Source organism: Mucilaginibacter aquariorum, assembly GCF_024498135.1.
GTDB lineage: Bacteria > Bacteroidota > Bacteroidia > Sphingobacteriales > Sphingobacteriaceae > Mucilaginibacter > Mucilaginibacter aquariorum.
In genome coordinates this window covers 17,755-42,973 of sequence record NZ_JANHOH010000015.1, presented here as the reverse complement: position 1 = coordinate 42,973, position 25,219 = coordinate 17,755, and the positions used below count along the sequence as shown (strand labels likewise).

At 42.0% G+C, this 25,219-nt stretch carries 26 protein-coding genes; 12 read left to right on the top strand and 14 right to left on the bottom strand.

Annotated features, from left to right (window positions below; translation table 11 throughout):
* Positions 1-99: 99 nt before the first annotated feature.
* Positions 100-1,050: a hypothetical protein gene (locus tag NPE20_RS26025; protein ID WP_256541646.1), complete on the bottom strand. Its 951-nt coding sequence runs from the start codon at positions 1,048-1,050 to the stop codon at positions 100-102.
* Between the two features lie 114 nt (positions 1,051-1,164).
* A complete protein-coding gene (locus tag NPE20_RS26020) occupies positions 1,165-2,529 on the bottom strand; it encodes a site-specific integrase (protein ID WP_256541645.1) in 1,365 nt (454 codons plus the stop codon).
* Positions 2,530-2,712: 183 nt separating this feature from the next.
* Between NPE20_RS26020 and hemW the strand changes: the two genes are divergently transcribed.
* From hemW to NPE20_RS26005, 3 genes are all read left to right on the top strand, one after another.
* Positions 2,713-3,834 (top strand): radical SAM family heme chaperone HemW, encoded by a 1,122-nt coding sequence (gene hemW, locus NPE20_RS26015; RefSeq protein ID WP_256541644.1) that lies wholly within the window; start codon positions 2,713-2,715, stop codon positions 3,832-3,834.
* Between the two features lie 102 nt (positions 3,835-3,936).
* Positions 3,937-4,485 carry a fasciclin domain-containing protein gene (locus tag NPE20_RS26010; protein WP_256541643.1) on the top strand — a complete coding sequence of 183 codons (549 nt, stop codon included), beginning with the start codon at positions 3,937-3,939 and terminating at the stop codon, positions 4,483-4,485.
* 305 nt (positions 4,486-4,790) lie between these two features.
* Positions 4,791-5,672, top strand: a complete 882-nt coding sequence (locus NPE20_RS26005) for a cupin-like domain-containing protein (protein ID WP_256541642.1) — start codon at positions 4,791-4,793, stop codon at positions 5,670-5,672.
* A 47-nt stretch (positions 5,673-5,719) separates the two neighbouring features.
* Here the strand turns inward: NPE20_RS26005 and NPE20_RS26000 are convergent, their stop codons facing one another.
* The 7 genes from NPE20_RS26000 to NPE20_RS25970 form a co-directional block, all read right to left on the bottom strand.
* Positions 5,720-6,298, bottom strand: coding sequence for a YdeI/OmpD-associated family protein (locus tag NPE20_RS26000; RefSeq protein WP_256541641.1), 579 nt, complete (start codon positions 6,296-6,298; stop codon positions 5,720-5,722).
* A 37-nt stretch (positions 6,299-6,335) separates the two neighbouring features.
* Complete coding sequence (locus tag NPE20_RS25995) at positions 6,336-6,911, bottom strand: DUF4256 domain-containing protein (RefSeq protein ID WP_256541640.1); 576 nt, start codon at positions 6,909-6,911, stop codon at positions 6,336-6,338.
* A gap of 7 nt (positions 6,912-6,918) precedes the next feature.
* Complete coding sequence (locus NPE20_RS25990; RefSeq protein ID WP_256541639.1) at positions 6,919-7,302, bottom strand: DoxX family protein; 384 nt, start codon at positions 7,300-7,302, stop codon at positions 6,919-6,921.
* Between the two features lie 6 nt (positions 7,303-7,308).
* Positions 7,309-7,776 carry an SRPBCC family protein gene (locus NPE20_RS25985; protein WP_256541638.1) on the bottom strand — a complete coding sequence of 156 codons (468 nt, stop codon included), beginning with the start codon at positions 7,774-7,776 and terminating at the stop codon, positions 7,309-7,311.
* A 1-nt stretch (position 7,777) separates the two neighbouring features.
* Entirely contained in the window at positions 7,778-8,098 is a 321-nt protein-coding gene (locus NPE20_RS25980; protein WP_256541637.1) for an ArsR/SmtB family transcription factor, read from the bottom strand.
* A 195-nt stretch (positions 8,099-8,293) separates the two neighbouring features.
* Positions 8,294-8,644, bottom strand: coding sequence for a nuclear transport factor 2 family protein (locus NPE20_RS25975; protein ID WP_256541636.1), 351 nt, complete (start codon positions 8,642-8,644; stop codon positions 8,294-8,296).
* A 93-nt stretch (positions 8,645-8,737) separates the two neighbouring features.
* Positions 8,738-9,250, bottom strand: a complete 513-nt coding sequence (locus tag NPE20_RS25970; protein ID WP_256541635.1) for a lipocalin-like domain-containing protein — start codon at positions 9,248-9,250, stop codon at positions 8,738-8,740.
* 96 nt (positions 9,251-9,346) lie between these two features.
* Here NPE20_RS25970 and NPE20_RS25965 point away from each other — a divergent pair, with 96 nt between their 5' ends.
* On the top strand, positions 9,347-9,688 hold the full coding sequence (locus NPE20_RS25965) for an AraC family ligand binding domain-containing protein (protein ID WP_256541634.1): 342 nt from the start codon (positions 9,347-9,349) through the stop codon (positions 9,686-9,688).
* The gene (locus tag NPE20_RS25960; protein ID WP_256541633.1) at positions 9,640-10,185 is read left to right on the top strand and encodes a helix-turn-helix domain-containing protein; all 546 of its coding nucleotides are present in this window, start codon (positions 9,640-9,642) and stop codon (positions 10,183-10,185) included. Before NPE20_RS25965 ends, NPE20_RS25960 begins: the two co-directional genes overlap by 49 nt.
* A 587-nt stretch (positions 10,186-10,772) precedes the next feature.
* Here the strand turns inward: NPE20_RS25960 and NPE20_RS25955 are convergent.
* The gene (locus NPE20_RS25955) at positions 10,773-11,366 is read right to left on the bottom strand and encodes a dihydrofolate reductase family protein (RefSeq protein ID WP_256541632.1); all 594 of its coding nucleotides are present in this window, start codon (positions 11,364-11,366) and stop codon (positions 10,773-10,775) included.
* Between the two features lie 128 nt (positions 11,367-11,494).
* Positions 11,495-11,917: a YybH family protein gene (locus NPE20_RS25950; protein ID WP_256541631.1), complete on the bottom strand. Its 423-nt coding sequence runs from the start codon at positions 11,915-11,917 to the stop codon at positions 11,495-11,497.
* 259 nt (positions 11,918-12,176) lie between these two features.
* Between NPE20_RS25950 and NPE20_RS25945 the strand changes: the two genes are divergently transcribed.
* The 6 genes from NPE20_RS25945 to NPE20_RS25920 all read left to right on the top strand — a co-directional run bounded on the left by NPE20_RS25945 (position 12,177) and on the right by NPE20_RS25920 (position 18,684).
* Positions 12,177-13,055 (top strand): carbohydrate kinase family protein, encoded by an 879-nt coding sequence (locus tag NPE20_RS25945; protein ID WP_256541630.1) that lies wholly within the window; start codon positions 12,177-12,179, stop codon positions 13,053-13,055.
* 113 nt (positions 13,056-13,168) lie between these two features.
* Entirely contained in the window at positions 13,169-14,269 is a 1,101-nt protein-coding gene (locus NPE20_RS25940; RefSeq protein WP_256541629.1) for a vWA domain-containing protein, read from the top strand.
* Between the two features lie 85 nt (positions 14,270-14,354).
* Entirely contained in the window at positions 14,355-15,857 is a 1,503-nt protein-coding gene (locus tag NPE20_RS25935) for a sigma 54-interacting transcriptional regulator (protein WP_256541628.1), read from the top strand.
* Between the two features lie 26 nt (positions 15,858-15,883).
* Entirely contained in the window at positions 15,884-17,149 is a 1,266-nt protein-coding gene (locus NPE20_RS25930) for a metallophosphoesterase (RefSeq protein ID WP_256541627.1), read from the top strand.
* 31 nt (positions 17,150-17,180) lie between these two features.
* The gene (locus NPE20_RS25925) at positions 17,181-18,077 is read left to right on the top strand and encodes a UbiA family prenyltransferase (protein WP_256541626.1); all 897 of its coding nucleotides are present in this window, start codon (positions 17,181-17,183) and stop codon (positions 18,075-18,077) included.
* Entirely contained in the window at positions 18,067-18,684 is a 618-nt protein-coding gene (locus NPE20_RS25920; protein ID WP_256541625.1) for a class I SAM-dependent methyltransferase, read from the top strand. The genes NPE20_RS25925 and NPE20_RS25920 overlap by 11 nt, the downstream gene beginning before the upstream one ends.
* Before the next feature lie 140 nt (positions 18,685-18,824).
* On the opposite strand, the gene NPE20_RS25915 is transcribed toward NPE20_RS25920, so the two are convergent.
* The 3 genes from NPE20_RS25915 to NPE20_RS25905 are packed head-to-tail and all read right to left on the bottom strand — an operon-like array spanning position 18,825 to position 23,066.
* A complete protein-coding gene (locus NPE20_RS25915) occupies positions 18,825-19,511 on the bottom strand; it encodes a response regulator transcription factor (RefSeq protein ID WP_256541624.1) in 687 nt (228 codons plus the stop codon).
* 15 nt (positions 19,512-19,526) lie between these two features.
* On the bottom strand, positions 19,527-21,170 hold the full coding sequence (locus tag NPE20_RS25910) for a sensor histidine kinase (protein ID WP_256541623.1): 1,644 nt from the start codon (positions 21,168-21,170) through the stop codon (positions 19,527-19,529).
* Between the two features lie 6 nt (positions 21,171-21,176).
* The gene (locus NPE20_RS25905; RefSeq protein WP_256541622.1) at positions 21,177-23,066 is read right to left on the bottom strand and encodes an alpha/beta hydrolase family protein; all 1,890 of its coding nucleotides are present in this window, start codon (positions 23,064-23,066) and stop codon (positions 21,177-21,179) included.
* A gap of 131 nt (positions 23,067-23,197) precedes the next feature.
* On the opposite strand from NPE20_RS25905, the gene NPE20_RS25900 reads away from it, so the two are divergent.
* Positions 23,198-25,009 (top strand): tetratricopeptide repeat protein, encoded by a 1,812-nt coding sequence (locus tag NPE20_RS25900; protein WP_256541621.1) that lies wholly within the window; start codon positions 23,198-23,200, stop codon positions 25,007-25,009.
* Positions 25,010-25,219 lie beyond the last annotated feature (210 nt).

Genomic DNA, 25,219 nt, shown 5'->3' with positions numbered 1-25,219 from the left:
AATAAATAGCATAAAATAAACCTATACGAACGGTTTATCGGTATCGAATGACCGTACTTATATTAAGTCTTTAAGTATTATCAAGGTTCGTGTTTTAACCTAATTTTTGAGCGCTTGTTTATACACATCTGTGTATTCTGCCGAGGTGGTAATATAGCGCTGACCTTCCAGAAACACTAAATCATTTTCGGGATTAAGTATAAAAATATCACGTAGAAGTTCACGATTTTTATGATGCAAAATATTTGAGGAAAGCACCTTGTGTTCTTCAATACAGAACCGAAGAAAACCTGCGATGGACTTATTAGCAGCATTGGCATATACTGCTGAAACGATCTTAACTTTGCCGCTATCAAATTGGAAAAGTTCACCATTTTTACTGCCTAGGTTCAGGCTGATCAGGAACTGATTAAAGGTTTCCTTCCTTTCTTCTAAAGTCCTACCCTGTAGCCAGAAACTGTAAAAAGAAGTACCATTAATTTCATCAAATGAACTCGTAAATTCGGATTGATCTGGCATTTTTAATTTCCTTTTCCAGTCTTTGCTGATCAGAAGAAAATAAATCTCGTCACGTACCTTTTTTCGTTTCAAAGAAAACATATTACTCCCGAAAAAATATCCTCCTATGGCAACAACCAGCGCTGCTAAAACTGATTCCGTAACCATTATTGGACTGGATTTATTATTTCCATAGTACAGTAAATAAGAGATACAGACTATTATTGATAAAGAATATACTACTAATAGAATATAGTGAAACACCAGGGCCTGTATATAGAACCATCGCAGCTTTTGGCATTCAGCCTCGGTCAAGCCTTTAAAGCTATTTCTTATTTGCGCCAGCCTATCTTCAAAACTAAGACCTCCATAACGGTCACCCAGTTCATCGAGCCAATTTCTGTAACTAACAGATAAAATCAATTGTACAGGTACAATCCATAGCGCAAGTAAAATACTACAGATTATTATTGTCGTGCGAAACGTTGGCAATAAACTGTAAAATATGCAAAATATAATGACGGTTATAATTTCAATGAATATCCTTTTCATCTGACAAACTCGGAAACTTTGACATTTCTACTTTTTTATTTTGATCAACAACTTTAGCATAAACGTTTATCATCTCGGTTTTTAAAGCCGGAAATCTAACTAAGCAAATTTGAATTATCTGTTTTTAGTAAACGTATTTTCTATGATCTTAAATTCATCCAAAGTTGGGTTAATTACATCAGTATCAAAAACGGACTTACTTTCATTCCAGTATGTTACTTCATTATCCTCAACATCAATTGGCAGTCCAATTAACTGCAAACTCCCATCATTGAACAGCTCAACTACAGCTATTAATACATCAGAAATTGACTTTACAAATTTAAAAGAATCGGGAAAATTGGGATGTTGTTTTTTTTGGTAACCTATTGACAGAATATAGTTTATAATATTATCTGTTTGTATGAGGGGTGGAAATTTTAACATTTCAAACTTTTTCTTCTGATCGACTATTTTGGCATAAATCTGTGTCATTTCAATTTTGCTGTGTCCAAGTATTTCTTTGACTGTGTAGATGTCCATGCCGAACGTTAGTCCGATGGTGGCGAATGTATGTCGTGCAGCGTGGAAGTGCAGATTTTTCTTTAGCCCCGCTTCGAGTGCCCAAAACTTTAGGTAGACATTAACTACCTGGCTTGATGGCAAATCCCAGAAAACTTTTTTATTGATCGGGTGCTTTGAGAGATTTTCTAAGATTGACTTGGCATCCTCGGTAAGTGGCACCATAACAATTTTTTTTGTGGTTTTAGCTGGCCGGAAAGTGATCTGGTCATTTTCAATTTCACTATAAACTAATTTTTTTACGTCTGAGAACCGCAGACCGGTGAAGCATGAAAATAAAAACGCCTGCCGAATTTGGCTATTTCCCCTTTTCGGAATAAAATTGGCTAAAGTCCTGACCTCTTCGATGGTCAAGGTAGTGCGTTCGGTGTCGCCTTCTTCAATGATCTTAAATGTACTGAACGGCGAGGCTGTAATCACGCCTTTAACTACCAGCTTATTAAAATGTTGCCGAAAAACGGATAAATACGCATTAGTGGTATTTCTACTGACCTGGTTAAGCAGGTAACTTTGAAAGTTGTCTAACAAATCTTCATCTACGTCCTGAACTAAAACATCTCTTTTGGGGAAATACCTCTTAAGGTGAATAATAAGGCACTCCAATTTATAATTAAATTTCTTGGCCAAACATTGATCAAAGTAGTCTAACAGGTTGTAATTTACTTTGACAGGCTGCTTATAACCGTGGTCTGAAAAATTCAATTCGTTCTCTCTTTTATTGCGAAGTGCATTTATGATCTTAAGATTATCTTTGTCTGACTCAGTGATCCGGGTGCCCGAAACAGAATAGTCCTTACCGACATAAATCTTAAGGAACTCATAATTGCGCTTACCTTTGCCCTCTACGGTATTTGAATAAATATCGAGATAAGCACTAAATTTGCCGCTGCTTAACTTTTTATATCTGACCGTTACCATAATTTATTTGTTACTTTTGTTACTCACGATAGCCAAAAGTAACATACCAGTAACAAAAATAACATAAAATAAGATCAATTGCAAAAAAGTAAAAAAGAATAAATTAACATAAAATATTGAAAATGACCTATATAACTACTTTATTTTATTTTACTTTACTCTCGATTATTTACCCTTAAAAACATGGCCGGTATATACATCCACATCCCTTTTTGCAAGCAAGCCTGTCATTACTGCGATTTTCATTTCAGCACATCAGCTAAGTATAAAGACGAGATGGTGCAGGCCCTTTTAAAAGAGATAACCCTGCAAAAAAGCTATCTTACTAATGAAACCGTTGAGACCATTTACTTTGGCGGCGGCACGCCATCCGTGCTTTCTGCTGACGAGATAATCAGCATTATTAACACCATTACCGAGCTCCACACCGTTAGTGCCGATGCCGAAATAACTCTGGAGGCTAACCCCGATGATTTGGACCAGCAAAAGATAAACGCCTTTAGGCATACCCCTGTTAACCGGTTCAGCATTGGTATCCAATCTTTTTTTGATGAGGATTTGCAGTGGATGAACCGTGTACATCGCGCCAACGAAGCCGAAGCATCAGTAAAACGCGCGCAGGATGCCGGGTTTGAGAATATTACAGTAGACCTGATATACGGTTACCCCCTGTTAACAGATCTGAAATGGAAACACAACCTGAATAAAGTTTTTGAGTTGGGTATCCCCCATGTATCAGCTTACAGCATGACGGTTGAACCACAAACGGCGCTGGCAACTTTTATCAGTAAAAAGAAGCAGCCGGCCATGAGCGAGCAGCAAAGCGCCGAACAGTTTAACATTATGCTTGATGCCATGCAGGCCAATGGTTTTGAGCAATACGAGATCTCGAACTTCTGCAAACCCGGCCAATATTCGCGCCATAACTCTAACTACTGGAAAGGTGTAAAATACCTGGGGATAGGCCCTTCGGCACATTCTTTTAACGGCGATAACCGCCAGTGGAACGTGGCTAATAATGCTAAATACATAAAAGCGCTAACTGAGAATACCATCCCGGCAGAAATAGAAGTACTGACAGAAACCAACCGCCTGAACGAGTACATCATGACATCGTTACGTACCGTTTGGGGCCTTGATCTTGATAAACTAAACGCCATCGCTTCCGGCGCTTCAACCGAGCTTTTAAAAGCTGCCGGCCCTTATTTTGACGATGGCAGTATCAACCAAAATGATAATATAATAACCCTTACCCCACACGGCAAGCTGTATGCAGATAACATTGCCGCAAGCTTGTTCTTCTGATAATTAAAACACTTGGGGATAGCAAACAGTTGTTAGAATAATACCAGTCTTTGAAAACCGCTTTAACATTACGGCGTATCTTCTTTTAAATACCTAAAAAACATGAAGAAATTAATCATCGCGACCATTGCATTAGCAGCTATTACAATTGCGCCAAACACGTACGCTCAAACAAAAATGGTAGGCGGCGCGGCCATGTATCCAACAAAAAACATTATCGAAAACGCGGTTAACTCAAAAGACCACACTACTTTGGTTGAGGCAGTTAAAGCTGCAGGTTTGGTACAAACCTTACAATCTGCCGGGCCGTTCACCGTATTTGCGCCAACTAACGAGGCTTTTAATAAATTGCCAAAGGGTACAGTTGAAACGCTGGTTAAACCAGAAAATAAAACAGCCCTTATCAAAATATTAACCTACCATGTTGTATCGGGCAAAGTTAGCGCGGCACAGCTTATGGCAAAAATTAAAGCCGGTAAAGGCACAGCCGAATTAAACACCGTTAGCGGTGGCATATTAAAGGCCATGATACAAGGCGGAAAAATATACCTTGTTGATGAAAAAGGCGGAAAAAGCTGGGTAACCATTGCCGATGTTAACCAAAGCAACGGTGTTATACACGTAGTAAATACCGTACTAATGCCTAACTAAGCAGTTGGCAGTTGGCAGTTGGCAGTTGGCAGTTGGCAAAAATAGATAAGCGTGGCGCAAACTGCAAACATATAACTGCCGACTAAAATTTATACTCCCTAAACAAGCCCGGTTGCATAAGCACCGGGCTTTATTTTTGTGAAAAAATACGGTTGAGTACTTTTTACACTATTGTTTGTTTAAAGAAGTTTAATTTTGCATCGCAATTGCATAACATAACGTTAACCTGTAATAGGTTTTTAATATGTTATTTTGATACCTTTTAGGTAACATTTACGTCTTTATAAAAAAACGATTGGTAAGATATGAGCTTTATACTGCGCCCCATAGATACTGTTGAAAACATTAGTCCGGAGGATTTTAAGAAGAATTACCTTGACCCGCGCCGCCCGCTGGTTATTAAAGGCATGACCAAAAGCTGGCTCGCCCGCGAAAAATGGACACCTGAGTATTTAAAAGAAGTGGTAGGCAAAAAGGTAGTGCCTTTGTACGATAACTCAAAAGCCGACCCATCAAAACCAATCAATTCATCGGCAGCAGAAATGCCTTTTGATGAATACATTGACCTGATAAAGTCGCAGCCAACCGAGTTACGTATCTTCTTTTTTAATATATTTAAACAGGCGCCGCAACTGCTTGATGATATCGTTTTCCCTAAAGATCTGATGGGTGGTTTCCTGGAAAGCATGCCCTCTATGTTTTTTGGCGGCTCAAATTCTGTTACTTTTTTACATTACGATATCGACCTTCCGCATATATTTCACACCCATTTTGGTGGCCGCAAACATGTAATATTGTTCGAGAATAAATGGAAACGCCGTTTATACTGTATCCCTAACGCCACCTACGCGCTGGAGGATTATGATGTACTAAACCCCGACACCAAAAAGTTTCCGGCCCTTGAAGGTGTGGAAGGCACCGAGGTATTCCTGGAACATGGCGATACCCTGTTTATGCCAACCGGGTACTGGCACTGGATGAAATATATTGATGGCTCTTACTCGTTAAGTTTACGCGCCTGGGATGCATCCATTACCCGCAAAGCAGCAAGCGTTTATAACCTGGCCGTAAAAGGTGGTATAGATAGTTTGTTAAAAATGGCCTTCAAAGAAAAGTACGCCAAATATCGCGAGCAACTGGCCGTTAAATGGGCCGAGAGGGAATTAGCCGCAGGGAAACCGTATTAAAAGAGGATCAATAGCGTTTGTTTAACAGGTTCCGCTCGTCGAATGTACTAATCATTTAATCCTTTTCCGCCGAGAATTTGAGGTATATATTTTTCAATCCTCGCTTCACGGGTTTTTGATTGTTTGGGTGCAGAAAAATGCAGCAAATATGCTCTTTTCCGCCCAGGCGTCAGGGCTTCAAAAGCAGTTTTAAGAGCGGGGATGCGATCTAATTTATACTGGAATTCTTTAGCGATAGCGAATTCTTCGGTCTTTTTAAGGTCTACCTTTAAACCTGCTTTTTCTAGTTCAATGGCTTCAAAAATATGGGCTTTAAGAACGGGTTCTAATTCTATTATTTCGTCGATACCTGTAAACCGGATCTGGCGGGCCGCTTGCACATTCTTTGTCTGCTGGATCAGGATGCCATGCGTATCGTTTAATAAAGCTCCTTTAAAAAACAACAGCGCGCAGTAGTCCTTAAAATCGTGTATTAAAACAATGTTATTGTTCTGAAAAGTATAGCAGGGGCAGCCCCACTTCAACTCTTCGGTAAGCCCACAGTCAAGCGCTATCGTCCTCAATTTCTTAACTTCCTCCTGCCACTTTTTAGCTTTATTAAAATAAAAATCAACCTTCGGATTCATTTTTTTATTCTTTGGTTAGTTAATACCTGCTCCAAATTCAGACCTTAAGCAAGCCGCGGAAACCCCTGGCGGCATAGTAAGATTCTGCTCCGTTGTGATAAGTAAAGACCGTATCGTAACGACGGTCACAAAAAATAGCTCCGCCAAGTTTCCTGATATCGGCAGGCGTTTTTACCCAGCTCGATGTTTTCAGATCAAATTTTCCAAGCTGTTGCAGTTCCCGGTATTGCTCTTCTGTTAAAACTTCGATGCCCATGGCAGCTGCCATATCAACGGCGGTATTTTCCGGTTTATATTCTTTTCGTGCTTCTAACGCTTCCCGGTCATAACAAATACTTCTGCGCCCTTTAGGACTTTCTGCCGAGCAATCATAAAAAATGTATTCGCCCGTATTTTTATCATAACCAACTACATCAGGTTCGCCGCCGGTTATTTCCATCTCATCAAGCGACCACAGCTTTTCACTATTGGCTTCCAGCTTTGCCTGTACTTTGGCCCATTCAATATCTTTATGGCGGCTCATGTTTTTCTCAAAGCGGGTTTTCAAAGCTTTGAGGAGTTCATCACGTTCTTCAGATGACAGCTCCCTTTTATTGCTATTGATGTTGCTCATATCTTTATTAATTAACTGAAACGATCCTTCTATCTGCAGGCCTAAAATACCACGACAAGATAATAAAAACAGTCTGGAAAAATGGCCCGATAAGTCCTTTTACGCTATGGTCGCCGCTCAGCAAATGCGAAGCGAAGGCGCCTGTCATCACAAAAAACAACCCCGCATAGGCCCATTCCTTAACAAGTGGGAATCTTGGAATTAAAATAGCTATCACGCCAAGTACTTTCCAAACACCAATGATGTACAAGAAATATACAGGATAGCCTAAAGGAACGATAAGGTCAACCATATCTTTTGCATGGAATATTTGCGCCAGGCCACTTCCCGTCATGCCAACGGCCAATAAACCTGTTGCAACCCAATAGATAATTAATTTTGTCTTTTCCATAATGTGTTATTTTAATTTGCTTACTATTTGTTCTAACCTGTTATGTGCCATATTTATGCCCTGGGCAAATGGTAGCTTCAGCATTTGATCGCGCAGTGCTGCCGATTCGTATACGATATGCATATTGATCTTGCTGGTATCGTCTGTAATTTTTTCAAACTCCAATAACTCCAGCTGAACACCAAAAGGCGCGTTCTCCATTTCAAATGTCCGGGTTATCTTCCGGTTAAGGCTAAATTCATGGATGGTACCATTGGCCTTAAACACCACGTTTCCTTTAGCATCTGTTGTTTCAAATTGCCAGCTGCCATGTTTTTTACCTTCCAGTTTCAGCACTTTAGTTCCCATCCATTGCTCAACAAGTTCGGGCTCGGCAAACGCTTTAAAAAGCAGTTCTAACGGCAAGTCAAACTCCCTGGTTATAAATAAATCATGTGCGCCGTTTTCGGCGTTAATTTTTGTTTTTAGTTCCATATTATTTGCTTTTATAATTCTTCATTATGGTTTCTAATGCGTTGAACCTATCATCCCACATTTTGCGGAATGGCTCAATAAAGTCGGCTACGTCTTTCATTTTTTTCGCGTTAATATGATAATAGATCTCCCTGCCGTTTTGCTCTTGCTTAAGCAATTCGCACTCGGTAAGTATTTGTAAATGCTTTGAAACTGTTGGCCGGGCGGTGTCAAAGTTGGCAGCTATGACCCCGGCAGTCATAGATTGCGAAGCAACCAACAGCAGTATGGCCCTCCTGGTAGGGTCGGCAATGGCCTGGAATACATCTCTCCTTAAATTCATCGTGTAGCTATTTGACTACAAATATATGTGTAGCTATTTAACTACGCAAATTTTTATGCGATTTTTTTTCACTGAATGTTGTTAGTTGTATTTAAAAGTTAAATATTGGTTCGGGTAACGGAAGCCGGGTTGCTCCTGTTGGCACGAAACCCGAACCATTTGATAGGATTTAAAGCTGTGTTACGTAGTGAATACCTACTTGGTTTCAATAACAAAAGCCTTTAATTCGGCCATTTTACCATCGCGAAAACGCCAGACATCGCAATAAGAGTAATCGACCATTTTCCCGTTCTCGTCCTTCATACTTATTTTGCCAATTGCCGTAACAAATTCACCTTCGGCAATTAAATTTTCGACCATGAATTTCGGTGGATCTATATAGGTCGTTGCCATGTATTGGCGTACGGCTTCCTTGCCTCGCAGTGTCTTGTCGCCTACAAATGTCCACGCCGTATCGTCGGTGCAGAAAGACAGGAACCTCTCATTATCGCCGGCAGTGACAGCCGCATTTGCCTTTTCAAGTATTGCTTTATTATTCAAATCCATGGGGTATTGCTAATTTATGTTAGTGGATAGATAACTAATCAAAATGGATACCAAAAATCGTAACAGGAAATCGCTTCTATCTAAAAATACCTTTCACAGCCGCCTCCACACCACCTCGGCAACTACCGCTTTGCCGCCTTGCGTAGTATGGGTAACTACATATTTTAGCTCGTTGCCGGTATAAATATAGGTTCGTTCCTGTTCGGCACCCTCCCAGTTGGGGAACGACGCATGCTCTATTTTAAAAGTGATGGTATGTTTAGCCTCGTCCACTTTGTATTTACCAAAATGCGCATTGCTGCCTTGTATCAAGGCTTTGCTCTCTTCGGGGGTGCAAATATTCTTATCGCCCGATACTATTTTGGGGCGCACATCTTTATAGATCTGAATAGCATAGTTTAACCGTTCGTCAAATATCAGCATGCCTTTTGGGTTTTCGCCATAGGGATGCACCCTGCTGCTATCGGGGTAAATATTATCAACAGATACCAGCGCCCAGGTGCCAATTAATTGTTCTTTTAACGGTTTGTTAGAGTTAGTTTTGGTTTGTGCAGATACGATAGCTACAGCGCAAAACAGCATTAGGGTGGTCATTATGGTTTTCATTGTATTCAATATTAGTTTTTAAATCGATACAAAATTATACAGATACCGGCACCTGTTACTTGTACAAAATTTCACTAATTCTGTATATTAGCACTGATGAGGAAAGAGAATTTATACCATCCGTTCGAGATAGAACTCAAAGAGCTGGACCACTTCCCAAAAACACCGCGGACCAATAATTTTTTCGAACTGATCTATATTGTTGATGGCACGGGTGTGCAGTATATCAACAAAAACAGGTTCAATTATCGTAAGGGGAACCTGTTCTTGCTTACACCGCAGGATCTGCATTCGTTCGAAGTAAGCACGGTCACCAGGTTTTTTTCCTGCGGTTCAATGAATATTTTGTGCAGAACAACGCGCCGAAAGATAAAGCGCTTGTACAGCGCATGGAGTATATTTTGCAAAATGCCAGCCACCGGCCGGGCTGCATTTTAAAGAACAAGGTAGATAAACCCCTAATCGCGTCACTTATCGAAAGCATCATACAGGAACAAACCAACCGGCAGCTCTACTGCGACACCATAATTACCCAACTGGTTAACACCATTATCACCATTGTGGCCCGTAACATTGCCCTAAAACTCCCCAAGAACATCAAAGAAAATACCGGCGAACCGGTGTTGGAGATGCTGCATTATATCCAGCAGAACATTTTTGAGCCGCAAATGCTGCGGGCCGAAAGTTTGAGTAAACATTTTGCGATATCACTAAGCTATCTGGGCCGTTATTTTAAGAGCCAGACAGGCGAAACGCTGCAACACTACATTGCTATGTATAAAATGCGATTGGTAGAGACCCGCCTATTGCATAGCGATATGCGCATCAACGAGATTGTGAACGAATTGAATTTTACCGACGAAAGTCACCTGAACCGGTCTTTTAAAAAGTATAAAGGCATGGCACCGTCCGAATTCAGGAAGCTGCATAGTTAACCCGGAATATGTAAGTGCGATAATTACCTACAATAATGTCATTAAATTTACACTGATAATAATACCTATCCTCAGGAAATGTGAAATCAAATAATTTGGGGGATAAAAAGGCGATTTATATTTTAGAAACAAGAAAATTATCACTCCCAATAGCAGGATGCCGGATATAAGCATAGGCAGCTCATATTCGGCCAGGTTTAGTGTTTTATACAACATTGACACTATACCCATAGCATAAACAAAACCAGATATTATTGGAAATATTATGGAAGCTTTAGTAGGCATTCTCAAGAAGTAAATACCTAATGGAAAATATATAATACCAAGCATCATTCCGAAAACAACAATATCAACAGTTCCCGTTACGTGAAATACATGCTTAAGCAAAACCGAAAAAAATATTAGAACAAGAAAAACCTTCTCCCAGGTATTAATAGTTTTTAGGGCGCTAATTATTTCTTTCATACAATCATCAAAGATAATTTATCGACGCACAAATCAATACCCCAACCTAAAATATCCACAGGAGACATCTTTCCCACTTGGCTGATCACATCACACTGATAAACAATTCGTTATATTTCTCCTTAAGCGCCAACATTACCTGTTTCCACTTTTCCGGACCGCTTATAATTGGCCATAATTACTCCGCTTGGTGTAACAGAACTTTCCATTAATGTAAACGCTGCCGGGATTGGGCCACCGTCAAACAACTTTTTTCCTTCACCAAGAGTCAACGGATGAATTTTGAGTCGGAGTTCGTCTACTAAATCATTCTTAAGTAACAGCTGAATAAGTTCGCCACTGCCCCAAACCTGGATGTCAGAACCTTCGGAGTTTTTGAGCTTTTTTATATCGTCCAAACCCTTAAGGAAAACTGAGTTTTTCCAATCCGACTTTTCCATCGTGTTAGACAGTACGTATTTCGTCCCATCATTGATGCCCGGCCAAAAGTCAGCATGCTCAGGCCAGTAGGCAGCCCAGATCTCAAATGTTTTTCTGCCTAAAAGATAATCGGCAGGTTGCAGCTCTTTCTCCAGGGCTTTGCTATAAGCTTCATCACCATAGGGATCTGTCCAACCGCCATATTTAAAACCACCTGATGTATCTTCTTCGGGCCCACCAGGTGCCTGCATTACTCCATCAAGGGTAATCATTGATAAAACAATAATCTTTCTCATACCATGCTGTTTTATTACAATGTAAATCTCGCTAATAAATACAGCGCCATGGCAGTGTGAACGCGACAATCTTAGGGCTGGATGCGACAAGTATTTAACTATGAAGCATTGTTGCGAAAGCACTTAAATCAACTCGTATGGTCGCAAACTATCTTCCATTCACCGTTTATCTTTCTAAACCATAGGGTAAAATATCCGCCGGGGGCGTCTTTCTCGCGTGCAAGACTCCAGGCACCCATTACAAAGGCATCTTGCTTGCTTAATAGTTCTACTTTATCAATCCTAAAGGTGAGCTTACCCATAGCGGCTTTGTCGGGATAGCCTTTTTTATAGTTTTCTAACGTTTGCTGCCAGCCATAGGTTGGCCCGCGTTTGCCAATGAACATCAGCGAATCTGATTTCCAGTAACCCTGCATAAAACCATCCAGATCGCCTTTGCTCCAGGCGGTTTGCTGGTCGTGCATCAATTTTACAATAGCTTGCTTATCCTGCGCTTTTAAGGCGAAGCAGGTGGTAAGAAGCAAAAGACAAGAGAGGATAAGCTTTTTCATAGGATAAATATAAAATTTCTAAACCATATTGAAGGATTCCTTAATACTTCCCTTTTTAGAGGGGCGCCGTGGAATTGCGGGTAGCAGGGGCGTGTTTATTCGCCATACATACCCCTACCCCCACTCGAGAGGAGAACCTGATTTCACTCCAATTCATTGTTAAACAATTGTTAACAAATTACACCGCATGTTATTAAAAATTTAACATGGTTTACCATAAATCCTTTTTAGCTTTACGGCCTTACTGTTCCACTACAATATGAAAAATAGGGTTTTATGCTTTGGGGAAGTTTTATGGGATGCCTTCGGCGACGAAAAGAAAGCCGGTGGCGCACCAATGAATGTAGCAAGGCACCTGGTGCAGCAGCATGTCGATGTTAAATTTGCAAGTCGTGTTGGCATGGATGCATCTGGCGATGAGTTGGTTGATTTCCTTAAAAACAACGGCCTATACTCGCCTATGATACAAAGGGATAACACCCTGCCTACCTGCGAGGTTACTGTTGAGCTTGACGAAAAAAGCCAGGCAACTTACATTATACCCCAGCCTGTTTCATGGGATAATATCCAGTTAGACAACAACCTGAAAGATGGCGCTAAAGATGCATCGATAGTGGTTTTTGGCAGCCTGGCCTGCCGCGAAAAAACAACGCACGATACCCTGCTTAACCTGCTCGACGAAACCGACGCCATAAAAATATTCGACGTTAACCTGCGCCATCCGCATTATACCCTGGCTACTATCGAGACCCTTGCGGCACGTGCCAGTGTCATAAAAATGAACGAAGAAGAAGCCGACCTGCTTATTGGCGGTGGTAGCGGCGACTTAAAAACCAAGATAACTGAGTTTAGAAATAAGTACCATACAAAAACCATTTGTGTAACCCGCGGCGAAAACGGTGCTATGATATGGCACGATTACGAATTTTTTGAGCACCCGGGCTTTTGTGTAGAGGTTGAAGATACCGTTGGTGCAGGCGATGCATTCCTGGCTACCTTTATTGCCGGTTTAATTGCCAACAACCCTATCCCTAAAATATTATTGAATGCATGTGCCATTGGTGCTTATGTAACCAGCCGCCGTGGTGCTAACCCGGTTTACAACCGCGACGAAATTGGCCGTATAAAGAAGAGCTAACCCCTGCTCTTTTCGCCCTATTGTCATGCTTAGTTAACAATTGCGCTTAAATGGCGCAATTGCAAACTTTTAAATCAAATTATCCGTTACTTTATACTTAGAAAGGGTAAAATATGCGTGGTTTTGGATTTTCACAGTTTAAACCAAACCAGATCCCAAAGGGTGGATTTGAAGAATTACTGAAGTTATTTCTGGAATTATTGAACTATACCGCCGGTGATGCCGGGGAGGCTTTGGCATGGCTAAACGAGTTGGATAAGCAATACAATCTCACCAATGACGATTACGGCATGGGGGATTTTATTGACGAGCTTAAACAGAAGGGTTACCTTAACGAGGACAACCAGAATGGCGAGTTCCGTATTACAGCCAAAACCGAACAAAGCATCCGCCAGTCGGCATTAGAAGAGATCTTTGGGAAGCTTAAAAAATCGGGCAAGGGCAATCACCGCTCGCCGCAAAGCGGGCAGGGCGATGAAAAAAATGCCGAACGCCGCGAGTTTGAGTTTGGTGATAGCCTGGACCAGATAGACATGACACAATCTATTCAGAATGCACAGGTTAACCATGGTATAGGTGGCGATTTTATGATGACCGAGCGCGACCTGGAGGTGGAAGAGATGGATTATAAAACCCTAACTTCAACCGTGCTGATGATAGATATATCGCACTCCATGATTCTGTACGGCGAAGACCGGATAACCCCTGCCAAAAAAGTAGCCATGGCGCTGGCTGAGCTTATCCGCACAAAATACCCTAAAGATACTTTAGATATTGTGGTGTTTGGTAATGATGCCTGGCCTATTACTTTACAGGACCTGCCTTATTTGCAGGTTGGCCCTTACCATACCAATACCTATGCAGGTTTAGAACTGGCTACCGATATGCTGCGCAGGCGCAAAACGCACAACAAGCAAATTTTTATGATAACCGATGGCAAGCCCACCTGCTTAAAGGAAGGCACCAAGTATTATAAAAACAGCATTGGGCTGGATAGAAAAGTGGTGAACAAAACGCTGAACATGGCGGCGCAATGCAAAAGGCTTAAAATACCTATTACCACCTTTATGATAGCGAAAGACCCCTACTTGCAGCAGTTTGTTCGCAAATTCACCGAAACCAACGGCGGCAAAGCTTTTTACAGTTCGCTAAACAACCTGGGCGAATACATTTTTGAAGACTACGCCAGGAATAGAAGGAAGAACGTTAGATAGATTCAAGACACAAGAGTCAAGACAAATCATTAAATCAAATCATCGGTGTAATCATAAACAGAATCGGTGAAATCAAGAATAAAAAATGAGCAAATTATTAAATATAAAAACCCTTGGCGAGCTTAAAAAAACGGGCTACAAAAGCCGGTCGGTTAAAGATGAGCTGAGGGCTAACCTTATTACGCAGCTGCAAAAAAAAGAAGGCGGTTTTGAAGGCATCATCGGTTTCGAAGATACCGTTATACCCGATCTGCAAACTGCTATCCTATCGCGCCACAATATTTTATTACTGGGTTTACGCGGACAGGCAAAAACACGTATTGCCCGCCTGCTGGTAAACCTGCTGGACGAATACATCCCATATATAGAAGGATCTGAACTGTTTGATGACCCCTTGGCCCCAATATCATGGTATGGCCACAGCACGGTAGAAACCAAGGGCGACGATACCCCTATCGGCTGGATCCACCGCAGTGAGCGTTATACCGAAAAACTGGCTACGCCCGATGTTACCGTTGCCGATTTGATTGGTGATGTTGACCCTATAAAGGCCGCCACCATGAAGCTTACTTATTCTGATGAGCGTGTTATCCACTTCGGCTTAATTCCGCGTGCACACAGGGGCATTTTCGTAATAAACGAGCTGCCCGATCTGCAGGCACGTATCCAGGTTTCCCTGTTCAATATCTTGCAGGAAAGGGATATCCAGATCCGTGGCTTTAAACTGCGTTTACCTTTAGATATCCAGTTTGTATTTACGGCCAACCCCGAAGATTACACCAACCGTGGTTCGATAGTAACGCCATTAAAAGACCGTATAGAAAGCCAGATATTAACCCATTACCCGCGTACGGTAGAAGTTTCGCGCAAAATAACCCAGCAGGAAGCATTGCTTACACCAGAGCAGCGTGCCAACGTTGAAGCCGATGGATTGGTGAAAGATATGGTAGAGCAAATTGCTTTTGAGGCGCGTAACTCCGAGTATATCGATAAAAAATCTGGTGTATCTGCCCGTTTGACCATCTCATCATATGAGAACCTGATAAGCAATGCCGAGCGCCGAATGATCATTAATGGCGAGACAACTACGTTTGTCCGTATCTCCGATTTCCTGGGCGTTATCCCTGCCATCACCGGTAAAATTGAACTGGTTTACGAAGGCGAGCTGGAAGGCCCGGGTAAAGTGGCCAATATCCTTATCGGTAAAGCCATTAAAACATTGCTACTGCAGTTTTTCCCTGATCCTGAAAAAACCAAGAAAGCGAAAACACCCAACCCGTATGCCGACATCATTAACTGGTTTAGCGATGGCAATACCCTGTCGTTGGTTGATGACCTGCCGTTGGTTGAGTATAAAAAAGCATTGAATGCTGTACCGGGATTAAAAGATGTGGTTAAAAAATTCCATCCGCGTTTAAGCGAGAACCAGCAACTGCTGTTAATGGAATTTATACTGCATGGCCTGGCCGAGTTTTCACAGTTAAATAAAGGTTTCCTGGATAACGGCTTCGCGTTTTCAGATATGTTCAATAGCTTATTTAACTTAGAGCCGGACGAGGACGATCTTGACCTTGATGACCGTTACTAATTTATTTATTCAGCAGCTATAAACAAATGCAGGCAAACGCCCTATATTTTATACTTGTACCGTTTGTTCTCATTATAATAGATTACTACATTTTACGGGGATTACAAACTGCCTTTATCAAAAGAAAGTTTACCCGTAAAAAGTGGTTTCTGGGCTTCTACTGGTTCTCGTCATTATTCCTGATAACTATTTTACTGCTCAGCATTTACATTAACCTGCCTGTTGGTGTACGCGGGGCTTCTCTGCTCCTGTTTTTTGTTACGTTCATCTTCAAGATATTTTATGTACTGTTTATAGCGGTTGATGATCTGCGCAGGTTTATCATTTACCTTATCCATAAAAACAAAATATCCCCTAATCCCGATAAAGACAATGGCTTTAAATCCATCCCCCGGTCGGAGTTTTTGATGAAGGCGGGCATACTGGCCGGCGCTGTGCCCCTTTATCTGATAAAGCACAACATGTCTAAAGGCTTGTATGACTATCACATACAAAACGTAGACCTGCCTAACCTGCCAAAGGCTTTTGACGGTATGCGCATAGGGCAAATCTCTGATATCCACTCGGGCAGTTTCCATAGCGTGCATAATATGCAGGGTGGCGTAGAAATGCTAATGAACCAAAAAGCCGACGTAATATTCTTTACCGGCGATTTGGTGAACAGCCAGACAGAAGAAGTTAACCGCCTGGTAAAAGTTTTTCAGAACGTACGTGCACCATTAGGCGTTTACTCTATTTTGGGCAATCATGATTATGGCGACTATGGCATATGGCCCAGCCCGGCTCATAAAGTTAAAAATTTGCAGGATATGTACCAGGCCCATAAAACCATTGGCTGGGATCTGTTAACCGATGAACACCGCCGCCTTAAGGTTGATGGTGCCGAGCTGGGCATTTTAGGTATTGGCAATTGGGGCGAATTAAGCCGTTTCCCTAAATATGGCAAAATGGAAAAGGCTGTTAGCGGCACCAACGACCTGCCTGTTAAACTACTATTATCGCACGACCCATCGCACTGGCGGGCCGAGGTTATTCCTAAATACCCACAGATCGATGTAATGTTTAGCGGGCATACCCACGGCATGCAGTTTGGCGTTCGCACGCCCGATTTTAAGTGGAGCCCTATCGAATATGTATATTCTGAATGGGCCGGCCTTTACCGCGAAAAACATCAGCAGATTTATGTAAATGTTGGCTACGGCTTTTTAGGTTACCCCGGAAGGATTGGAATATTGCCGGAGATTACGATATTTACACTAAAAGCCGCGGAAGACCCACTATTAAAAGCTTAGCATAACCGCGGACTGATCATCCACCGAAACGATGAAGAAACTATTCCGCAGTGCCTTTGATTTTTTGCTTTTCAGTAACATCTTCATGTCGCTATGCGCGGTGGCGCAGGCATTGGTCACCTTCCGTTTAATTGATTCTAAACCTGTTTATACCGTTATAGGTTTATTGTTTACCTCTACGCTGGGTATTTACAATTTCAGCATTCTGCTTAGTAAACCTAAATACCCCGAGAAATCGCCCTATAGGCGTGTACGCTGGTTTTTTGCGCATTACAGGTTAATGGTCACCTTTACGCTCATTTCCCTGCTATCGCTTATCCCGTTGTTTTTTCTGCTGTCGATGGAATCAAGGATCCTGCTGGTATTCCTGTCTGTGCTTTCATTTTGTTACAGCCTTCCCCTGTTTACCCTTGGCGATCAAAAATTCGGCCTGCGCAACATCCCCGGCTTAAAAACATTTTTAATTACCCTGGTGTGGACTTTAAGCACTGTACTGCTGCCCGTGCTGGAAGCACAAGACCTGCACCTTACCGATATAGCTATGCGGGATGTAACCATCATGATAGCGAAACGCTTTTTACTGATATTCGCCCTTGCTATCCCCTTTGATATCCGCGATCTGTTTAGCGACCGGCAGGCCGGCTTAAAAACCATACCTGTTGCCTGGGGCGAAAAAAATGCCTACCTGTTTTGCCAGTTCCTGCTTGCAGGTTATATCGTACTGCTATTTCTCCTTCGGAACAATGGCTTTAATGTTGACTTTTTCGCGCTGACCGCAACCGCTATACTAATGGGCTGGCTGATATTCAAATCTAAATGGGAAAGGGACGAGTATTACTATTTCTTTTACCTGGATGGCGTACTGATCCTGCAATACGTGATATTGATTGGTTTCGGTTTTGTTTTTGGTGATGGCTATGGCGGGTAATTATGACAACTCGGCCTCTTTTTATGATACCCTTTCGCGGTTAGTTTTCGGCAAGGCCTTAATTAATGCACAGGTTTACCTGCTGCCGCAGATCCCTGTAAATAGTAACATCCTTATTGTAGGCGGGGGTACCGGCTGGATACTGGAAGAGATAACCAAATTACAACCATCGGGCTTAAGCATTACCTATGTAGAGATCTCGGCAAAAATGATGGCGCTTTCCCAAAAAAGAAACACCGGCGAAAATAAAGTAACCTACATTAACCAGGCAATGGAACAAACTAAATTGCCGACAGATTTTGATGTGGTGATAACCCCCTTCCTGTTTGATAATTTTATCGAAGAAAACCTGCCCGGCATCTTTAATCAGATCTATAAAACATTAAAGCCCAAAGGCCTGTGGCTTTATACCGATTTTCAGCTAACGGGTAAATGGTGGCAATACGCCATGTTGAAAAGCATGCTCCTGTTTTTTAAGCTATTATGCGGGGTAGAGTCATGGCATTTGCCAGATGTGGCAAAGCAGTTTAGTGGGTATGGGTATGAGGTTGTAGAGGAAAAGAATTTCTTTGGGGATTTTGTGGTGACAAGACTTTATCGTCTATAATTTCATACTAAGACGCAATTCAATGCCCCATCGGGGCTAAATGTCGGTAGAAAAATAAAATGGATAAATTGTGTGCCGTAGGTACACTACTTTGGTTTTGTACCTACGGCACTTGTCATCCCTACCGGATGTATTAGGTTTTAATAAACAAACTTATACCCTATACCCCTAACCGTTTGTAAATAGGTTGGCGAATCGGGGTTGTTCTCTATCTTTTTACGCAGGCGTACAATATGCATATCCAGCGTGCGGGTGTTTACATCGGCGTTGTAGCCCCAAACTTCCATCATCAGTTCTTCGCGGTTTATCACCTTGTTTTTGTTTTTAAGGAAGTATAATAAGATACGATTTTCTAATATGGTCAATTCGGTTTTGCGGCCGTCACGGATCAGCAGGTGAGTGTTTGGCAAATGCTCCATGTTACCAAACTTGTGCGATTCCGTTTTCTCATTATTCAGCGAGAATTTGATCTTGCTGTCTATCATCGCTACCAAAACATCCATATTAAATGGCTTGGTAATATAATCAGATACACCAAAGTTATAAGCACCTATCTTGTCTACATCCTGTGCCTTGGCTGTCATCATAATAACCAGTTTATCAAAACCTTTGCTGCGCAGGCTGCTGCAAACTTCAGATCCCTGTTTACCGGGCAGCATCCAGTCCAGCAGTACAATATCGGGCTGTTCTGTCAATATCATGCTTTCGGCTTCTTCGCCGTTGCCACTTTCTAAAACTTTATATCCCTCGCTTTGCAGGCGCTCGGCTACTAAAAATCTAAGGTTCTCATCGTCCTCAACCAGTGCTATTTTAATTTCTTTATTCATTTTATACCGATTATTTTAATTCTCTAAAGGCAAAGTAACAACAAACGTTGAGCCTTCATTTACCTTGCTGGTAACACTTATTTCGCCGTCCATAAAGTTAACCAGTTCTTTACAAAAAGCAAGGCCAAGGCCAACGCTGCCGTTTTGGTTATATTTATTCTCTATCCGGTAAAATTTTTTAAACACATCGCCTTGTTCATACCGGGCCATACCTATCCCCTTATCTGTAAAGGAGAATACAATATTGCGTTTTTCGGGCTTTATATTTATAAATAGCTCCTTTTTGCCGGGGTGCGAATACTTGTAGGCGTTTTCCATCAGGTTTTGGAATATACTGCCCAATAACACGGGGTCGCTGTAAAATTTGCTTATGTTCTCAATATTATAAGTAAGGTTAAAATCGGGATACTTAATTTTAAACGTATCAATATATCCCTTAACAAACTGCTGCAGGTTTATTTCTTCGCGTTTAACCGTTATTGATTTATTTTCCAGCTGTGTAAACGATAACAGCTTATTCATCAGGTCGTTTAACTTATCGGCTTCTTCATCCAGTATTTTGCCATAATGCCGGCGCTGGCGTTCGCTAAGCTCTGCATCACCTTTAAGATTTGAGCCCGCAATTTTTATAACGCTAACCGGCGTTTTAAACTCGTGGGTAAAGTTGTTTATAAAATCGTACTGTAGTTTAAATACCTTTAGGTTGATGTTCAGGTTACGATATATGAGCCAGCTTATGAGCACTAAAAAAAAATAAATAAGCAGTACTATGGCCCCTATTGGCAAAAACCGGCGATCGATCTCATGGTCAAGGTGTTCTTTTGTTGATACGAAGTACAGTTTATAATTAGAGAAGGCTCCCGTTAGTGCCGCCTCTGTCACCTTACGGCCGCCCTCTACATCTAAGGGGTCGTACACAACAGGTTGTATAGTAACCTGCTGGTATAGTTCGGGGTGGGTGTTTTTCACTTTAAGCTGATGGGCATCCAGCAAAAAGGTCATCATGTTTTGCTTGTAAAAAGCTTTAATATCCCCATTTTTCAGCAACGACTTATAGATCCTGATATCCTCCCTGCGGGGAATATTCAGGTAGCTGATCTTATCGGGTGTAACATTATAAAAAGTACGAAATATATCGTCCTGGGTTGGTAACCTTGTGGTGTCTGCAACGCTGATAAAGTTGCTCAGCTTTAACGCCATCTCTCTAAAATCCTCACCGTTTGCCCAGGCCATGTTTTTTAGGCCCTGTACCTTGTTATGTTTTAACTTATACTCATAAATGGCTTTTACAGAGATCCCCTTGTTATGGGTAAGACTTAATTTTGACGCGGGGTTGCCAATTTGCATATCATAAAACAACACCTTGCGCACAAAAGGATAGCTTTTAAAAACGGTAGTCGAATAATTTGCCGCGGATGTCGAATCCAGAAACCCCTGGTAGGAAGTTATTTCGGGAATTTTTAGCTGAAAGAAATCGTTATAAGGTTTGGTGGTTTGATCAAGCACTTCAATCTTTTTTGATGCAAACTCATTCTCGACATATTTAGCGGTTAAATTGTACGATATGATAACCGCTATAACAAGGCTTACGCTTATCAGCACCAGGAAAGCAGTTATCAGCGAAAAATTTTTGCGATATAGATTTTTCTGCGTTTGCATAACAGGCTAAGGTTTAACCTGCATATTAGCACTCAGGAAGGTTTCTATCTCGGCATACATTTCCATACGGTTATGCTCACTTCTAAAAAAGGCGCGCTCGTTTTCCTTAAGGCGATAGGTTACGGGTACATTCCGCTTCTTCAGCTCGCGCACAAACTGGTTAAGCTCGCTGATATTAGCCCGCGGGTCTTTCGCTCCCTGGAATATTAATAACGGGCTTTTTATCTTATCAGTATGAAAAACAGGCGATATGGCCCTCAGCTGGTCGGCATCTGTTTCGGGGTTGCCAACCATTTCGTAAGTCATTTTTAAATATGGTTTAACAAACGGCGGCACATCTTTTAAGTAAGTAAAGAAGTTGATAAGCCCGTACTTAACTATCGCGCAGTTATACAGCTCGGGGTGGAAAGATACCCCGTACAAAGCCGAGAACCCACCAAAGCTACCGCCAAAAATGGCTATTTTTTTAGGGTTGGCTATTTTGTTTGCGATAAGCCATTTTACGCCGTCGGTAATATCCTGTTGTATTTTACCGCCTACCTGCTTAAAGCCGGCAGTCCTGAATGCTTTACCATACCCTGCCGAACCACGGAAGTTTACCTGGAACACTGCGTATCCCCGATTAGCCAAAAACTGCACCTCGGCATCATATCCCCACGAATTGCGGCCCCAGATCCCATCGTGCGGCATAACTACAACGGGCAAATCTCTTCTCTCTTTACCTTTTGGGATGGTTAAATAACCGTTTATCAGCATGCCATCGCTGGCTTTAAACGAAACCGGCTGCATATCGCAAAGCTCTTGTGGTTTTGTTTCCGGGTTAATATCGGCCAGTTTGGTTACTTTATCACTGCTGCGTTCATACAGGTAATATGAGCCAGGGTTTTTATCGGTCGAGCTAACAATTACAAATTTATTTTCGGCACTGTCGCGGTCAACAATATCTATCTGGTCGCCCTTAATTTTACCCGACAGGTTGTTGTAGATATTTTTAATATCGGCATCTAAAAAATGCTTTTGCGGCTTGGCTTCTTCCCAGGCCACCAACTCTAAACGGCGTTTTACTTTTGAATAATTTACATCCAGTATATCTGCCTTATCGCTGGCGTAAACTACTTTCACTTCCTTACCGGTTTCAGCGCTTATTTCTATTAAGGCCGTTTTATCGCGGTTAACGTTCGATAACGCGTAAAAGTTACTGCCCTCGCCTGTAAAGGCAATGGGCTCTACCCTATCGTTAAAGTTGTTTTTGATGATGGGTTTAAATGAACTTCTATCATTTGTACGGTACATAATGGTCTCATTTACCCCATCAGATACTTTTACCAGGCGGATGCTACCATCAGCATCGGGGTACCACTTAGTGATATTGCCGGGGTTTAACAGGTAAGGCTTTAGTTCGCCGGTTTTTACATTTAAACGGTACACATCAAAATTTACCGGGTCGCGCTTGTTCATGGCCACGGTTATAACATCGGGCTGCTGGCGGTTGCGGTTTAGTATACGTATGCGGGCCTTATCTAAATTAACCAGGCTTTTAAATTTTAGCGTGGCTACATCCAGGCTGTATATCCTAAACTCGTCTACAGCTATAATATCCTGGGTAAAAACGATCTGGTTATTAAATGTCCAGGTATAATCACGTACCGAGTAATTGGTAAAGGTGGTTGCCATTTGCTCGGCGCCTGTAACCAACGATCTGATGTATATATTTTGTTTATCTTTATAAGGCTTTAAATAGGAGATATATTTACCGTCTGGCGATATTTTGAAATAGCTTTTTTCGGGCGTCTTAAAAAAGTCACTTACAGGTATTTGTCTTACCTCGTTTTGTTTACAAGCGCAAAAAAGAAGTATAACAGCAACAAAGAAAAATGATCTTAAACGATCCAGCATTGGTTTATTCTAATTGTTAACAGAGGTCAAAATAGTTAATTTAGTTAGCTTAATACAAATGTCACTACAATTTTACCCGCTTGTAACGTTACATATAATATAAACCATTGCAAGCTAAAATATAAAAAAGAATGAAGCCATTGTATGTATTAGCGCTATTTTTATTTATTTGCAGCACAAGGCTTTCCGCCCAAAATAACGACCTGTTACTTGCCCGCCAGTATGCCGCGAACGGCGAGCAGCAAAAGGCGCTCGACATTTACCAGAAGCTGTTTAAGCAGGATAACGAAACTTATTACCAGCAATATTTTAACACCCTTATAAGCTTTAAAAAGTATGATGATGCCGAAAGCATCGCCAAAAAAATGCTGCGTAAATACCCGGGCAACAGCGAGTACATTATAGCGCTGGGATCGGTGTACACCCAGCAAGGAAATACAGATAAAGCAGAATCCCTATACAACGACCTGATCAAAAACATGCCCGCCGACCAAAATGCCATAGCCGGTATTGCATCGCAGTTTTACCAGAATGCCAATGCCGATTATGCTATAAAAATATTTTTGCAGGGCCGTAAATTACTCCGTAACGATGCCGCCTTTGCTTTTGAGCTGATAACGCTTTACCGTTACAAGCGCGATAAGGTAGCCCTTACCGAAGAATATCTGAATTTTATACCTACTAATCCTGTATTTATAAGCCAGGCCGAAAGCACGCTTTCCAGTATATATGAAGGGCCCGAGGATTATGACATGCTTAAAACAGCCCTGCTTAAACGGATCCAAAAAGACCCGCAGCAGATAGTTTATCCTAACCTGCTTACCTGGCAATATCTGCAGCAAAAAGAGTTTGATATGGCGCTTAACCAGGCACTGGCATTAAGCCGCCGGCAAAATGATGATGGCACAAGCGTGTTTGAACTATGCAATACCCTGGTAAGCAATGGGGCTTACGATGCCGCCATACGTGGTTACGAATACATTATTAACAAAGGCGATAAAGAGAACCAGAATTACATATCAGCCAAAATAGAGCTTATTAATACCAAAAACCTAAAGGTAACCTCGGGCCAGTATGTACAGGCCGACCTGCTTGGCCTGGAGAAGGACTATAACGGCCTGCTGGACGAGATCGGCCGCAACAGGGGCACCGTGTTCGCTATGCAGAAACTGGCTAACCTGCAGGCCTTTAAACTACATAAACTAAAAGAGGCGCAAACCTTACTGGAAAGCGCCATAGCTATACAAGGTGTAAGGCCGGCCCTGCTTGCCGCCTGTAAGCTGGATCTGGGTGATATTTACCTGCTCAACAACCAACCCTGGGATGCTACCTTATTATACAGCCAGGTAGAAAAAGACAACCCCAACACTACCATTGGCCAGGACGCGCTTTTGCGCAATGCCAAATTAGCCTACTACACCGGCGATTTTAACTGGGCACGCCGCCAGCTGGATATTTTAAAAGCGGCCACCACGCAATTGATAGCCAACGACGCGCTAAACCTGTCCTTGCTAATATCTGACAACCTTAATGCCGATAGCAGCGGCAAAGCCTTGAAAATATACTCGAGGGCCGATCTGCTGATATTTGCTGAGCAACCTGCCAAAGCCATGCTTACGCTGGATAGTATCGACAAAAAATATCCGGGCAACGCGCTTACAGCAGATATATTAATGGCTAAAGCTCGCATCCTGATACAGCAAAAAGCCTTTACCGATGCCGTTGCAGTGTTAAAGAAAATAGCCGAGAACCATGCCGATGACCTCTGGGCCGATGACGCCGTATTTATGCTTGGCGATATTTACGAAACCAAACTAAAAGATACCGCACTCGCTAAAGTGTATTACCAAAAGATCATCACTGATTACCCCGGCAGCCTTTGGATAAACGACGCCCGCAAAAGATTTAGGCTACTAAGGGGCGATAAGAATGATGCGAGTTAGTTTATTGGTTCAATAGTTCATTGGTTCACTCGTTCATTAGTATAATGGATAAGCTTACGGCAGCATGCTTTTCAAATTCATTGCCGCCCCATTTATGGGACGGATAACAAGTAAGCTCATCCGGCTTTAGCCGAACATTCACAATTGGGCTGAAGCCACTAAGCCCTGCATTATTCCGTTGGCTGAAGCCAACGGCAATGAATACTACTA